Annotated in this window: 14 protein-coding genes; 10 read left to right on the top strand and 4 right to left on the bottom strand. The window is 69.0% G+C overall.

The genetic code is table 11. The annotated features are described in order from the left end of the window. Positions 1 to 21: 21 nt before the first annotated feature. Complete coding sequence (locus tag AB0I51_RS09045; protein WP_362972877.1) at positions 22 to 597, top strand: XRE family transcriptional regulator; 576 nt, start codon at positions 22 to 24, stop codon at positions 595 to 597. Between the two features lie 122 nt (positions 598 to 719). Here AB0I51_RS09045 and AB0I51_RS09040 read toward each other — a convergent pair whose 3' ends face one another. Beyond that, positions 720 to 923: a cold-shock protein gene (locus AB0I51_RS09040; RefSeq protein WP_003992177.1), complete on the bottom strand. Its 204-nt coding sequence runs from the start codon at positions 921 to 923 to the stop codon at positions 720 to 722. A gap of 286 nt (positions 924 to 1,209) precedes the next feature. Between AB0I51_RS09040 and AB0I51_RS09035 the strand changes: the two genes are divergently transcribed. The 5 genes from AB0I51_RS09035 to AB0I51_RS09015 all read left to right on the top strand — a co-directional run bounded on the left by AB0I51_RS09035 (position 1,210) and on the right by AB0I51_RS09015 (position 6,201). Continuing rightward, positions 1,210 to 2,058 carry a menaquinone biosynthesis protein gene (locus tag AB0I51_RS09035; protein ID WP_362972875.1) on the top strand — a complete coding sequence of 283 codons (849 nt, stop codon included), beginning with the start codon at positions 1,210 to 1,212 and terminating at the stop codon, positions 2,056 to 2,058. A gap of 60 nt (positions 2,059 to 2,118) precedes the next feature. Continuing rightward, positions 2,119 to 3,906 carry a serine/threonine-protein kinase gene (locus AB0I51_RS09030; RefSeq protein WP_362972872.1) on the top strand — a complete coding sequence of 596 codons (1,788 nt, stop codon included), beginning with the start codon at positions 2,119 to 2,121 and terminating at the stop codon, positions 3,904 to 3,906. A gap of 7 nt (positions 3,907 to 3,913) precedes the next feature. Beyond that, a complete protein-coding gene (locus AB0I51_RS09025; RefSeq protein ID WP_362972870.1) occupies positions 3,914 to 4,495 on the top strand; it encodes a hypothetical protein in 582 nt (193 codons plus the stop codon). A 94-nt stretch (positions 4,496 to 4,589) separates the two neighbouring features. Continuing rightward, positions 4,590 to 5,789, top strand: coding sequence for a cyclic dehypoxanthinyl futalosine synthase (gene mqnC / locus AB0I51_RS09020; RefSeq protein ID WP_362972868.1), 1,200 nt, complete (start codon positions 4,590 to 4,592; stop codon positions 5,787 to 5,789). A gap of 7 nt (positions 5,790 to 5,796) precedes the next feature. Next, entirely contained in the window at positions 5,797 to 6,201 is a 405-nt protein-coding gene (locus AB0I51_RS09015) for a hypothetical protein (RefSeq protein ID WP_362972866.1), read from the top strand. A gap of 64 nt (positions 6,202 to 6,265) precedes the next feature. Here the strand turns inward: AB0I51_RS09015 and AB0I51_RS09010 are convergent, their stop codons facing one another. Further along, on the bottom strand, positions 6,266 to 7,303 hold the full coding sequence (locus AB0I51_RS09010) for a chitinase (RefSeq protein WP_362972864.1): 1,038 nt from the start codon (positions 7,301 to 7,303) through the stop codon (positions 6,266 to 6,268). A 401-nt stretch (positions 7,304 to 7,704) separates the two neighbouring features. Here AB0I51_RS09010 and AB0I51_RS09005 point away from each other — a divergent pair, with 401 nt between their 5' ends. From AB0I51_RS09005 to AB0I51_RS08990, 4 genes are all read left to right on the top strand, one after another. Further along, positions 7,705 to 8,013, top strand: a complete 309-nt coding sequence (locus tag AB0I51_RS09005; RefSeq protein WP_362972862.1) for a hypothetical protein — start codon at positions 7,705 to 7,707, stop codon at positions 8,011 to 8,013. A gap of 18 nt (positions 8,014 to 8,031) precedes the next feature. Further along, complete coding sequence (locus AB0I51_RS09000; protein WP_362972860.1) at positions 8,032 to 10,431, top strand: bifunctional polysaccharide deacetylase/glycosyltransferase family 2 protein; 2,400 nt, start codon at positions 8,032 to 8,034, stop codon at positions 10,429 to 10,431. Next, positions 10,428 to 11,744: an acyltransferase gene (locus AB0I51_RS08995; protein WP_362972858.1), complete on the top strand. Its 1,317-nt coding sequence runs from the start codon at positions 10,428 to 10,430 to the stop codon at positions 11,742 to 11,744. The genes AB0I51_RS09000 and AB0I51_RS08995 overlap by 4 nt, the downstream gene beginning before the upstream one ends. Before the next feature lie 73 nt (positions 11,745 to 11,817). Then, positions 11,818 to 12,531 (top strand): demethylmenaquinone methyltransferase, encoded by a 714-nt coding sequence (locus AB0I51_RS08990; RefSeq protein WP_362972856.1) that lies wholly within the window; start codon positions 11,818 to 11,820, stop codon positions 12,529 to 12,531. Here AB0I51_RS08990 and AB0I51_RS08985 read toward each other — a convergent pair. Together AB0I51_RS08985 and AB0I51_RS08980 are read right to left on the bottom strand one after the other, a co-directional pair. Beyond that, entirely contained in the window at positions 12,500 to 12,838 is a 339-nt protein-coding gene (locus AB0I51_RS08985) for a PASTA domain-containing protein (protein ID WP_362972854.1), read from the bottom strand. The two genes, AB0I51_RS08990 and AB0I51_RS08985, sit on opposite strands and share 32 nt — an antisense overlap. 120 nt (positions 12,839 to 12,958) lie before the next feature. Further along, entirely contained in the window at positions 12,959 to 13,465 is a 507-nt protein-coding gene (locus AB0I51_RS08980; RefSeq protein WP_362972852.1) for a GNAT family N-acetyltransferase, read from the bottom strand. Positions 13,466 to 13,555: the final 90 nt, after the last annotated feature.

Genomic DNA, 13,555 nt, shown 5'->3' with positions numbered 1-13,555 from the left:
GATCGTACCGATGGAGCGAACATGGCGTCCGACATCTCCGACGTGCCGGCCCGGCTTCCCCTGGACTGGATCGCCGCCGCACTGCGCCGCGAGCGCACCCGTGCGGGGCTCTCCCTCTCCGAGTTGGCCAAGCGGGCCGGCATCGCGAAGTCCACGCTGTCGCAGTTGGAGGCGGCCGGCGGGAATCCGAGCATGGAGACGATCTGGGCGCTGGCCGTCGCGCTCGGGGTGCCGTTCAGCGTGCTGGTGGAGCCGCCGACGCCGTCCGTGCAGGTGATCCGCGCGGGGGACGGGCCGACCGTCCACTCCGAGCAGTCCAGCTATACGGCCACGCTGCTCTCGGCGAGCCTGCCGGGGGCGCGCCGGGACATCTACTACGTGCGGCTGGAGCCCGGGACCGTGCGGGACTCCGAGCCGCACATCCCGGGGACGGTGGAGCACATCGTCGTCGGCGCGGGGCGGGTGAAGGCCGGGCCGGGCGGGGAGACGGTGGAGCTCGGGCCCGGGGACTACATGGCGTATCGGGGTGATGTGCCGCACACCTATGAGGCGCTGGCGGCCGGGACCATGTTCGTGCTGGTGATGCAGCACGTATGAGGCCTTCGTACGGGGAAAGGCAGGAGCCCCGTTGCCTTGCGGCACGGGGCTCCTTGGGTACTGCTTATCTGTTCCGGATCAAAGCACCAGGCTCCGAGACCGAATAACTACGATCGTGTGACTCAGACGGGGGTGACGTTCTCCGCCTGCGGGCCCTTCGGGCCCTGGGTCACGTCGAAGGAGACCTGCTGGTTCTCCTCCAGCGAACGGAAACCGCTCGCGTTGATCGCGGAGTAGTGAACGAAGACGTCGGGGCCGCCGCCTTCTTGGGCGATGAAGCCAAAGCCCTTTTCGGCGTTGAACCACTTCACGGTTCCGGTAGCCATAAGCCCTCCTTGGGCCCAAAGGGTTGCCCTGCTCCAGAACCCTGCAAGTGTGAAAACAAGTCCCGCACTACTGCATACGTCTGAAAACGACTAGAGCCTGCGGTTACATGCTCCGCAGGCTCTGTACTGCAAGGGAAACCAAACTGCAACTTGCGGCGAGCCTAGCACGCGGGCAGCCGAAAGCAATAGAGGCCAAGATCACATCACCCGGACGTTTGAAGATCGCCAAAGGCTTGACTGTGGGGCCGAAGTATGGAGCGTACCTCATGAGGTCTAGCCTCGCGTTGTGGACAATTCTCGCACCCGGCCGCGCGTCGGCCACATCCAGTTCCTGAACTGCCTGCCCCTGTACTGGGGGCTCGCGAGGACAGGCACGCTTCTCGACTTCGAGCTCACCAAGGACACCCCGGAGAAGCTCAGCGAGCAGCTGGTGCGCGGGGACCTCGACATCGGGCCCATCACGCTCGTCGAGTTCCTCCGCAACGCCGACGACCTGGTCGCCTTCCCGGACATCGCCGTCGGCTGCGACGGCCCGGTGATGTCCTGCGTGATCGTCTCGCAGGTCCCGCTGGACCAGCTCGACGGCCGCCGGGTCGCCCTCGGCTCCACCTCGCGCACCTCGGTCCGCCTCGCCCAGCTCCTGCTGGCCGAGCGCTACGGCGTGCGCCCCGACTACTACACCTGCCCGCCCGACCTGAGCCTGATGATGCAGGAGGCCGAGGCCGCCGTACTCATCGGTGACGCGGCGCTGCGCGCCAACCTGCTCGACGGGCCCCGCTTCGGGCTGGAGGTGCACGACCTCGGCACGCTCTGGAAGGAGTGGACCGGGCTGCCGTTCGTCTTCGCCGTGTGGGCCGCCCGCCGCGACTACCTGGAACGCGAACCGGGCATCACCCGCAAGGTGCACGAGGCCTTCCTCGCGTCCCGCAACCTCTCCCTGGAAGAGGTTGGCAAGGTCGCCGAACAGGCCGCCCGCTGGGAGGACTTCGACGAAGAGGTCCTGGAGCGCTACTTCACCACCCTCGACTTCCGCTTCGGCGCGCCCCAGCTGGCCGCCGTCGCCGAGTTCGCCCGCCGGGTGGGGGCGACCACCGGCTTCCCGGCCGACGTGAAGGTGGATCTGCTCCAGCCCTAGGAACCGGAGGGGCGCGGCGCACTACCCTGCTGGAAGTCGTACGGGGGAGGGGTGGACGGCATGCAACCGCTCGGCAGCGACGAACCCACGGTCGTGGGGCCCTACCGGCTGCTCGGACGGCTCGGCTCCGGCGGGATGGGGCGGGTCTATCTCGGGCGCAGCGCGGGCGGTCGCACGGTTGCGGTCAAGATCGTGCATCCGCACTTCGCGCTCGACGAGGAGTTCCGCGCCCGCTTCCGCCGCGAGGTCGACGCCGCGCGCCGGGTGGGCGGCGCCTGGACCGCGCCCGTCCTGGACGCGGACCCGGAGGCCGCCGTGCCGTGGGTCGCCACCGCGTACGCGGCCGGTCCGTCGCTCTCCGCCGCCGTCGCGGACGGCGGACCACTGCCCACCGCTTCGGTACGGGCCCTGGGCGCGGGGCTCGCCGAGGCGCTGACGGCCGTCCACGAACTGGGGCTCGTGCACCGGGACGTCAAACCGTCCAACGTGCTCCTCACCCTCGACGGCCCCCTCCTCATCGACTTCGGGATCGCCCGCGCCACGGACGGCACGGCCTCCCTCACCTCCACCGGGGTCTCCGTCGGCTCACCGGGCTACATGGCCCCCGAGCAGATCCTCGGGAAGGGCGCGACGGGGGCGTCCGATGTCTTCTCTCTGGGGGCCGTGCTGGTGTACGCGGCCACCGGCGAGTCCCCCTTCCCCGGTGACTCCTCCGCCGCGCTGCTCTACAAGGTCGTCCACGAGGAACCCCGACTGGGGGAGATGGACGGGGACTTGCGGGAGCTGGCGAGTGCCTGTCTGGCCAAGGACCCCGCCTCGCGGCCGAGTCCGGGCGAGGTGTCCCGGCGGCTCGCTCCCGAAGGGGCCGCGCGGCTGGTCGCCGGCGGGTGGCTGCCGGGGGCGCTGGTCGAGCAGGTGAGCCGAAGTGCCGTACAGCTGCTGAATCTTGAGGCGGCGGGGGTGGCCGAGGTGATGCCCTCGGGGCCGGTGGGGTTCAGCAGCCCCTCGGTGGGGGCGGGGGTCGGTGTCGCCGGGGCGGGGGCGTTCGGGCCTGCGCCCGTGATGCCGAAGCAGCCCGCGGGGTCGGCCGTGGGGTCGCCCACCTTCGTGCCCGAACCCCGTGACACGCCTCCGCACGACGGCCTGCCCCTGAACGACACCGTCCCGCCGGACTCCGGCAGGCGGCCCGGGAAGTTCTCCGTGTCCGTCGCCGCCACGACGGCTCCGGGCGCGAACGGGCGGGGGCGCAGGGTCGGTTGCACCGTCGCCCTGGCCGTCGCCGGGGCGCTCGCGGTGGCGACCCTGGTACCGGTCTTCCTCTACTGGATCCACCCGGGCGACAAGGGCACGGACAACTCCGCGGGCTCCGCCCCCACCGCGACCTCGACCGGCGGGCCGGGCAGTGCGTCCAGCCGTGAGCCGAGCGGCGCGGCGACCACCGCGTCCAGCAAGGAGCCGAGCGGCGGGCCGAGTTCACCCGTCCCCACCCCGCTGCAATCAGTCCCTGCCTCCTACCTCGGCACCTGGGAGGGCGAGGGCACCGCACTCGGCGGCACCCTCCCGGACGGGAGCTTCCGGCTCACGATCGCCAAGGCGAGCGTCGGCCAGCGGCTGGGCGTCCTCCGGCAGACCGACCAGCTCGGCGGTGTCTGCGACGACGTACTGACCCTGAAGCAGGTGACCAAGACCCGGCTCCTCGCGAGCGCGGCGGGCGCGAAGACCAACCGCGACGTGTGCAACCAGGCCGTCCACACGGTCACCCTCACCCCCACCGGCGACGACCTCACCTACGCGTCGGACAGCTCCGCCGAGGGCTCCCCGACCGCACGGCTGTCCAAGGTCGGGTAGCGGTCCAATGGACTACGACCATCTGCTCATCGCCCTCGCGGGAGTGTGGGGCGCCGGTGCGGGCGCGGTGGTCGCGCGGGCCGGGCGGCGCGGGGCCGGTACCGCGCTCCTCGTGGTCCTGGTGTGCGTCGCCCTCGCCGTCGCCACCGGGATCAGGCCCGAGCTGGCGGTGTGGCTGCTGCTCGCGCCGGTCGCGCTCCTGCCGGCCGTCACCGAACTGGCGCTCCCCGCCACGGGCGTTGCTCTCGCCCTCCTCGGTGTCGTGCGTTTCCTGCCCGAGCACGCCGGCCACTGGACGACCGCACTGCTCGGGGCGCTCGCGCTGGGCGCCGGGTACTACAGGCTGTCGCGCCTCGACCCCGGTGGCGGTGGCCTTGGCGCCGGGGAGGTGAGACTCGCGGTCGGGGCGGGGGCCGTGCTCGGGTGGTACGGATGGCCGACGCTGATGCTGGGCGCGTTCGCGGGGTTTCTGCTCAGGGGGTTCTACGGGGCTTTCCCCGGCCGGAGACAGCGGCCCGATGTCCGTTTCGGGCCGTTTCTGCTCGCCGGTGCCTTCCTCGGGCTGCTGGTCGGGGCGTACACGGCCTGAGGCCGGGACGCGCGCGGCCTGAGGTCGGGGCAGGAAATCCGCTGGCGTAGGCTGGCAAGGTCCGTCCACAACCCTTGACGAAAGGGACCTCCCGGTGACCGAGAAGGCCGAGCTTCAGTCCGTCCTCGACCGTGCCGCCGAGGGCGGGCGCATCACCCCCGAAGAGGCGCTCGACCTCTACCGCGACGCCCCGCTGCACGCGCTCGGCGCCGCCGCCGACGCCGTACGCAAGCGGCGGTACGCGGGTACGGAGCACATCGCGACGTACATCATCGAGCGGAACATCAACTACACGAACGTGTGCGTCACGGCGTGCAAGTTCTGCGCCTTCTACGCCGCCCCGAAGGACACCGCCAAGGGCTGGACGCGTGACCTCGACGACATCCTGCGCCGCTGCGCGGAGACCGTCGAACTCGGCGGCACGCAGATCATGTTCCAGGGCGGGCACCACCCGGACTTCGGCGTCGAGTACTACGAGAAGCACTTCGCCGCGATCAAGGCCGCGTACCCCCAGCTGGTCATCCACTCCCTCGGCGCGTCCGAGGTGGAGCACATGGCCCGTATCTCGAAGGTCTCCGTCGAGGAGGCCATCTCGCGCATCCACGCGGCCGGTCTCGACTCCTTCGCCGGTGCTGGCGCCGAGCTGCTGCCCGCCCGCCCGCGCAAGGCGATCGCCCCGCTCAAGGAGTCCGGCGAGCGCTGGCTGGAGATCATGGAGGCGGCGCACAACCTGGGCGTCGAGTCCACGTCGACCATGCTCATGGGCACCGGCGAGACCAACGCCGAGCGCATCGAGCACCTGCGGATGATCCGTGACGTGCAGGACCGGACGGGCGGCTTCCGCGCCTTCATCCCGTACACCTACCAGCCCGAGAACAACCACCTCAAGGGCCGCACGCAGGCCACGCTCTTCGAGTACCTGCGCATGATCGCCATCGCGCGCCTCTTCATGGACAACGTCGCCCATATCCAGGGCAGTTGGCTCACCACCGGCAAGGAGGTCGGCCAACTCTCCCTGCACTACGGCGCGGACGACCTCGGCTCGATCATGCTGGAGGAGAACGTCGTCTCCTCGGCCGGCGCCAAGCACCGCTCCAACCGCCTGGAGATCATCGACCTGATCCGCAAGGCGGGCCGCGTCCCCGCCCAGCGGACCACGACGTACGAGCACATCGTCGTCCACGACGACCCGGCGAACGACCCCGTCGACGAGCGGGTCATGTCCCACATCTCGTCCACGGCGATCGAAGGCGGCACGGCCCACCCCGAGTTGAAGCTCCTGTCGGCCAACTGACCTGACCGTGCTGACCATTCACACAGCGGACGAGGGCGGGGCCGTCGCCGTCGAGGGCGCCCGAATCGTGGGTGTGGGGACGCGGGCGGAGATCCAGGACCGCTTTCCCGGCGCGAGGGTGCGGAGTTGGCCGGGCACCCTGGGTCCCGCCCGCATCCACGAGGGCCCGCTCCCGGCCGCCCCGAGCCCACGGGAGCGGATCCACGCCGTACTGAAGACGGGCGCGACGGCTGTCCTGGAGAAGTACGTCGACTCAGCCGAACTACGGTCGGCGGCGAGGCGGAACGACGTCCTGATCCTCGCTCAACCGACCGTTGCGGACCGGGGCCGAGCCGACCTCGCCGTATTCGACGAGTCCGGCGCTTGCGTCGCAACGGTGTGTGCGGGCCGGCTGGTTCACAGACTCCGCTGAGTTGTACAGGGGGGGGCGGGGTGCGCGCCCAGCCACAGCGCACCGTCACTCGGCAACGCACCGGTCACCCGGCAAACGCCTCCCCGAACGCCCCCGAACTCTGCGCCACCCCACTGCAATCGGTAGCCGCATCGTCGTCGGACGATCCGCTCTCACACTGCTGATCCCGAAATGTCGACCACATGGAAACCCACGCGATCTCCTTCTCCTCGGCAAACGTCCGGACCTGTGCCGCGTCCGACAGCGAAAACGTCTCCCCCGAGACATCGTTCACCCCGATCATCGAGGTGAGCGCCATCCCCTGCCACGCCCCGGCGTCCGAAAGGCCGAACACCTTCTTCAACTGGGTGTGCGTGGCCGTAGCAGATGTGATCGCGTAGTCGCCCATGTCCTTGGTGTACGACTCGCCGTAATTCATCGTCATGATGTTGACCGTCGAGACCTGGACCGCGTTGTCGTTCGCGGACTCCAGCAGCGCCAGGCTGTCGGAGTCGAGCCCCGACGGCATCACGGGCAGCGTGAAGGACACCTTGAGGTCGGTGCGCTCCTTCTGGAGCACGGCTATCGCCTTGGAACGCAGGGCGACCGACGCCGAGTCGGTGAGCGTGTCGCCCTCGATGTCGAAGTCGGCCTGTGTCGAACCGGCCGCGTCCAGCGTCTCGCCGTAGGCCTTCGCGAGCGCGGTCACACTCGTGCAGGTCTCCGCCAGCTCCTTGCCGGAGGCCCCGCCGAAGGAGACGCGGACGGTGGCGCCGGACGTCTTGAGCGCCGCGATCCTGGACTTCACGGCCGCGTTGCCGATCGCGGTCGTCCCGTTCCACTTCGGCGTGCAGCTGCTGCCGGAGGCGATCGCGAAGGCGAGGTTGTACGTCGTCGGGGACCCCGTGCCGTCCATGTCGGAGGCGGTGGTGACGCTGACGTACGGGGCGTAGGACGTGCTCGACGAAGGCGTTGAGGAGGGGCTTTCGGAGGGTGCCGTGCTCGCTTTCTGTGGAGCCGATGGGGCCGCGTCGGACGAGTCGTCGGAGCTCGAGGAGCAGCCGGTGACCGTCAGGGCAAACAAGCAGGTGAGCCCGGCCGCCGGTTTCAGGAAACTCCTCATTGAGCATGCACCCTTTCCGTCTCGGGACGGTGATTTCTGTCTCAGGATGGAAACAGAGTCGGTTTCCGAAGCCTAAATGAAGCACATGGGGCTGTGTCTTACGAAGACAGAGAAAACATAGGAAAACCACGGGTATCGTTGCTCGAATCGGTCAACTCGGGCGACGAATCGGAAGATTGAGGACACTACTGACACCGGCGGCTCATAAGGCATTTCCTGGGTTCTCTAAGGAAAGGCACAGGTTGCGCCGTTTTTCTTGGCGGGCTCACAAGGGAACCAGAGTTTTGGTCACATAAAGGCGACCTAATGTCTGGGGAATGCAATCCGAGTCCGCCATCGATAACCACGCTTCTGCGCGCGGTCGCCGCCGCAAAGCCGGCAACGGGGCCGCAGAAGGCCCCGTGTTCGTTGACAACTCCGGCCGCCGGTCAAAGGTGCTGCGCCGGATCGGCCTCCTCATGGGCACCGTCTGCCTGGGGTACGCGTTCGTACTCGGCATGGCGTTCATGGGCTGGGGCACATCCATGAACCCCTCCTCACTGCTGCCCTTCGGCGGCGGCCAGGCCGGTTCGGCCCCCGGGGGCGGCTACGGCCCCAACGGTGGCAGAGGCGGCGTAGCGCCCTCCGGTGTTCCGACCGGCGCTCCGACCGACATCCCTTCGGGCGCCCCCACGAGTGCGGCCCCGTCCTCCTCAGCCACCGCACACTGACCGGAGCGCCACCGAAACATGACTACGACGACTCCCTCGCGTGGGCGCCGACGCGCCCCCACTCGGATGGAGCGCGCGGCCGGCAAGGCCGCCGCGCTCCAACGGCCCCGAGTGATCCTCGCCCTGCTGCTTCTCCTCGGCCTCACCTGCGTGATGCTGCTCGACGGCTACCTGCGCGCGGAAGTCGGCGGCGACCAGCGCGTCCGGGACGGCGCGAGCGCCGGCAAGGTGCCCGACAAGGTGCTCAACGGCGGCCCGATCCTGACCTTCCGCAACGGCAAGCCGGTCACCCAGGCCATCCCGAAGAAGACCATCGTCCTCACCTTCGACGACGGCCCGAACCCCACCTACACGCCGACGGTCCTGAAGATCCTCAAGAAGTACGACGTGCCGGGCACGTTCTTCCTCGTGGGCTCGATGGTCTCGCGCTACCCGGACATCGTGAAGCAGATGGTCGCGCAGGGCAACGAGGTGGGCATCCACACCTTCACCCACGTCGACCTGTCCTACCAGAGCGACGCCCGCATCAAGCGGGAGATGGAACAGACGCAGCTCGCGCTCGCGGGCGCGGCCGGTATCACCACCACGCTGTTCCGCGCGCCGTACTCCTCGGAGACGGACGCCATCGACAACTACAGCTACCCCGTCTACAAGAAGCTCGGCGCCTCCGGCTACACCAGCGTCTTCGTCGACACCGACAGCGACGACTGGAAGCAGCCCGGTGTCGCGAAGATCATCAAGTGGGCGACGCCGTCCGGGACTTCGGGCTCCTCGGTGCTCTTCCACGACGCCGGTGGTGTGCGCACGCAGACCATGAAGGCGCTGCCGCAGTACATCGAGAAGATGAGGGCGAAGGGCTACACGTTCACCACCGTGAGCGGCGCCATCGCCAAGAACACCTCCGCCCAGCGGGCGGCGGGCGGCACCGGTGCGGGCGCGGGTGCCGCCGCCGGGACGAGCACCGGCACCGTCGAGGCCGGTGCGCAGCCCTCCGCGGCACCTTCCGGAGCGCCCGGCGGCACCACCCCCGGCGGCGGCCAGACGGTCGGTTCGGCTGTCGGCGGCAACACGGGCGGCACTCAGAACGGCACCCGCAGGATCTCGGTCCAGCAGGGCGCCCACCGCGAGGCCACCGGCATGACGCTCTACGAGGGCAAGGCGCTCATCTACGCCGTCATGGTCGCCGAGTGGGTGGTGCCGGGACTCGCGGCCGGCCTCACGGTCGTCGGTGTGGCCGTGATGAGCCGCTTCGGGATGATGCTGATCCTCGCCCGGCGCCACTACAGACAGCGCAACAAACGCCGGTTCAGCTGGGGTCCGACCGTCACCCGCCCGGTGACCGTCATCGTCCCGGCGTACAACGAGAAGGAGTGCATCGCCAACACGCTCGAATCACTGGCGAAGAGCACCCATCCGATCGAGATCATCGTCGTGGACGACGGCTCCTCGGACGGCACCTCGGAGATCGCCCGTGAGGCGGCCCGCTCGTTCGGCATGGACAACGTCCGCGTCATCCGCCAGGAGAACGCGGGCAAGCCCGCCGCCCTCAACAACGGTGTGCGCAGCGCGAGTTACGACATCGTCGTGATGATGGACGGCGACACCGTCTTCGAACCCGACACCGTACGACAGCTCGTGCAGCCCTTCGCCGACCCCGAGGTGGGCGCGGTCGCGGGCAACGCCAAGGTCGGCAACCGCAACACGGTCATCGGCGCCTGGCAGCACATCGAGTACGTGATGGGCTTCAACCTCGACCGCCGCATGTACGACCTGCTGCGCTGCATGCCCACCATCCCGGGCGCGATCGGCGCGTTCCGCCGCGACGCGGTGCTCCAGGTCGGCGGCATGAGCGAGGACACCCTCGCCGAGGACACCGACATCACCATCGCCATGCACCGCGAGGGCTGGCGGGTCGTCTACCAGGAGCACGCCAGGGCCTGGACCGAGGCCCCGGCCTCCCTCAAACAGCTCTGGTCGCAGCGCTACCGCTGGTCCTACGGCACCATGCAGGCGCTGTGGAAGCACCGCAAGTCCCTCACGGACAAGGGTCCTTCGGGCCGCTTCGGCCGGGTCGGCATGCCCCTGGTGGTCATCTTCCAGATCATCACGCCGGTCTTCGCCCCGCTGATCGACGTCTTCACCGTCTACTCGATGATCTTCGTGGACTTCTGGGCGTCCCTCGCGATGTGGTTCGCGGTCCTCGGCATCCAACTCCTCTGCGCGGCCTACGCGTTCAGGCTGGACCGGGAGAAGTACCGCTACCTGCTGATGATGCCGCTGCAGCAACTGGCCTACCGCCAGATGATGTACCTGGTCCTCATCCACTCCAGCATCACCGCCCTGACCGGCGGGCGGCTGCGCTGGCAGAAACTCAAGCGCACCGGCGAGGTCGGCACACCGGCGGGAGCGAACGGATGACCTGGGAGCAGCAACAGGGATACGGCGGTGGCTACGGCCCGCCCCAACAACCCCAGTACCCCCAACAGCCTTACGGCTACGACGGGTACGGCCAGCCGCAGCAGCCGTACCCGTATCAACAGCAGCAACAGCCTCCGCAGTACGTCGACTACGGGCAGCCGGTGTACGCCACGGCGCCTCTTCCTGTCGTGGAACCGGAGTTGGCGCCGGAGCCGGAGCCGGAGCCGGTGGCGGAGGAGGCCGCCGAGGAGGTCGTTGAGCAGCCCGCGCCCAAACCGGCGGGCCGCGACCGGTACTTCGACACCCTGCGGGCCGTCGCGCTGATCCGGGTGGTGACCTACCACACCTTCGGGTGGGCCTGGTGCGGGATGGTGTTCCCCTCGATGGGGATCATGTTCGGGCTGGCCGGGACGCTGATGGCGAAGTCGCTGGAGCGGCCCGCCTTCAAGGTGGTCAGGAGCCGGATGCGGAGGCTGCTGCCGCCGTTCTGGTTCTGGGGCTTCTTCGTGGTCGTGGCGATGATGATCCACGACTGGATGCCGGGCTGGCAGATCGTCTTCTGGGTGGTGCCGGTCGGGGATCCGCCTGGCAACACCTGGGGCCTTCAGGCCTGGGAGATCCTCTGGTACCTGCGGACGTATCTGTGGTTCGTGCTGCTCTCGCCGGCACTGCTGTGGGTCTTCCGCAAGGCGCCGATCCCGGTGCTGCTGCTGACCCTGGTACCGATCGTCGTCCTGAAGTACGTGTGGTCGGGGCCGGACAACCGCTTCGGCAACGCCCTCTGGGACCTGTCGACGTACCTCTTCTGCTGGATCCTCGGCTTCGCCCACCGCGACGGGGTGCTCCAGAAACTGAAGCCCTTCCTGGTGGTCACGCTCTCGATCGCGGCGATCGTCTTCGGCGGCTGGTACGCCTTCACACACCAGGCCGAGGCCGGCACCTACGACCTGGACGAGAACCCGCTCGCCCAGACCTACTGGTCCGCCGGTTACGTCATGCTGCTGATGTGGGCCAAGGCCTACTTCAACATCGACTTCGCCTGGCTGACCCGCTTCAAGCGGCTCGACCGGGTCGTCACGATCTTCAACGCGCGGGCCGTGACCATCTATCTCTGGCACGAGATCGCCCTCGTGCTGGCGGTGCCGCTGACCGACCAGTTCTGGAAGGTGCCCGCCTTCGAGAAGTGGCTGCCGCTGGGGAGCCAGTGGTTCATGTTCGGCATCGGCTGGATTCTCATCGCGGTCTTCATCGTGCTGTGCGGCTGGGTGGAGGACGTGGCCGCGAAGAAGAAACCGAGACTCCTGCCGTCGTGAGATTCCCTTTCGACGGGAGTGCTACGGGCCGGGCGCCTTCGGGGTGCCCGGCCCGTACTGCCACAATGGACCTGTGACCCGCGCATCCCTGGACAAGCAGCCGCACGAAGTCGCCTCGATGTTCGACGACGTGGCGGAACGGTACGACCTCACCAACGACGTGCTGTCGCTCGGCCAGGACCGCCGATGGCGCAAGGAGGTCACCAAGGCGGTCGACGCCCGCCCCGCGCAGAAGATCCTGGACCTGGCCGCCGGTACGGCCACCTCCTCGCTGCCCTTCGCCCAGAGCGGCGCCTATGTCGTCCCCTGCGACTTCTCCCTCGGCATGCTCCAGGTCGGCAAGAAGCGCCACCCCTGGCTGCCGCTCACGGCCGGCGACGCCACGAAGCTGCCGTTCAAGGACGACACGTTCGACGCTGTCACCATCTCCTTCGGGCTGCGCAATGTGCAGGACACGGACACCGCGCTGCGCGAGTTGTACCGGGTGACCAAGCCCGGCGGCCGGGTGGTGATCTGCGAGTTCTCGCACCCGACCTGGGCGCCCTTCCGCACGGTCTACACCGAGTACCTGATGCGCGCGCTGCCGCCGGTCGCCCGCGCCGTCTCCTCGAACCCGGACGCCTACGTCTACCTCGCCGAGTCCATCCGCGCCTGGCCCGACCAGCCCGCGCTGGCCGAGCGCCTGCGCAAGGCGGGCTGGTCGAAGGTCGCCCACCGCAACCTGAGCGGTGGAATCGTCGCCCTCCACCGCGGTTTCAAGGACCTGGCGGGCCCGGTCGGCTGCTGATCATCGTCGCGATGAACGCGTCGCCCGGCGGCTCGTCCAGCTCGCGCTGCATCCCGCCGCTCGGCGGCCGGGGTATGCGCGGCTCACGCATACCGCCCCCGCCGTCCCCCTCACCGAAGTCGAACCACACGTAGACCATGGAGTCCCGCGGCACCTCGGCATCGGGCTGCGGATACTGCCGTACGACGTAGTCGACGACGGCGAGATGGAAGTCGGGCCGGTCCGGCGCGTTGATGAACAGGCCGCGAGCCTGGGCTGTCTCGCGCGCGTCCACGGCCATCAGGCCGACGAGCCGCGGCACGCGCACTTCAGGTGTTTTGGGCGTTAAGCGCACAGATGTCACCCCCAGCGGTACCGGAAGGGTAACCCCGGTCCGGTCCCGACCGGAAGCGTCAAGTGTCGTTCTGTAGCTGTTGGTTACTTTCGGTTACAGTGCGAGTCGGTAGCAGTGTCCCTCCTCCGCGCGCGAGGGCGTGGTGAACACCTCGTCGAGGCTCATCCCCAGCCGCCGGGTCACCGCGATCGACCGGGTGTTGCGGGCCAGCACCATTGCCACCACGCTCGGCACACCCGCCGCGCGCACCCGCTCCAGGGTCATCTCCGCCGCCGCCGTGGCATAGCCCCGGCCCCAGAACTCCCGCCCCAGCCGCCAGCCGATCTCGATCTCGCCCTTCGGCCCCCAGTCCTGCGGCCAGGGCTGGGCGCCGGTGAAGCCGATGACGCGGTCCTCGTCGTCGAGCATCGTCCACAGGCAGAAACCGCGTTCCGCGTCGTGCCGGCGCTGGCGGGCGGTGAGCTCCTCGTAGACGGACAGCTCCGCGGGCCTGCCGCCGTGGAACTCCATGACGTCCGGGTGGTCGAAGACCCGGTGCCAGGCGACGGCGTCCTCGTCGGTGGGGACGCGCAACCGTACTGCGGGGAGAGCTAGGTTCACGGGGCAGCCCTTCAGCCTGGTGATCAGTGGCGCTGAATAGACTGCCCGTGTCCAGTGCCGGTCGGCACGCAGATTCCGAACTTGGGGAGA

This window comes from Streptomyces sp. NPDC050549 (assembly GCF_040655035.1).
Lineage (GTDB): Bacteria > Actinomycetota > Actinomycetes > Streptomycetales > Streptomycetaceae > Streptomyces.
The sequence above is the reverse complement of the archived record's forward strand: the minus strand, read 5'-3'. Positions and strand labels throughout refer to the sequence as shown.

What these genes read in the sequence shown, in the direction of transcription:
- AB0I51_RS09045 (WP_362972877.1), top strand. Translation starts at nt 22, where the DNA reads ATGGCGTCCGACATCTCCGACGTGCCGGCCCGGCTTCCCCTGGACTGG.
- AB0I51_RS09040 (WP_003992177.1), bottom strand. Translation starts at nt 923, where the DNA reads ATGGCTACCGGAACCGTGAAGTGGTTCAACGCCGAAAAGGGCTTTGGC.
- AB0I51_RS09030 (WP_362972872.1), top strand. Translation starts at nt 2,119, where the DNA reads ATGCAACCGCTCGGCAGCGACGAACCCACGGTCGTGGGGCCCTACCGG.
- AB0I51_RS09025 (WP_362972870.1), top strand. Translation starts at nt 3,914, where the DNA reads ATGGACTACGACCATCTGCTCATCGCCCTCGCGGGAGTGTGGGGCGCC.
- AB0I51_RS09010 (WP_362972864.1), bottom strand. Translation starts at nt 7,303, where the DNA reads ATGAGGAGTTTCCTGAAACCGGCGGCCGGGCTCACCTGCTTGTTTGCC.
- AB0I51_RS09000 (WP_362972860.1), top strand. Translation starts at nt 8,032, where the DNA reads ATGACTACGACGACTCCCTCGCGTGGGCGCCGACGCGCCCCCACTCGG.
- AB0I51_RS08995 (WP_362972858.1), top strand. Translation starts at nt 10,428, where the DNA reads ATGACCTGGGAGCAGCAACAGGGATACGGCGGTGGCTACGGCCCGCCC.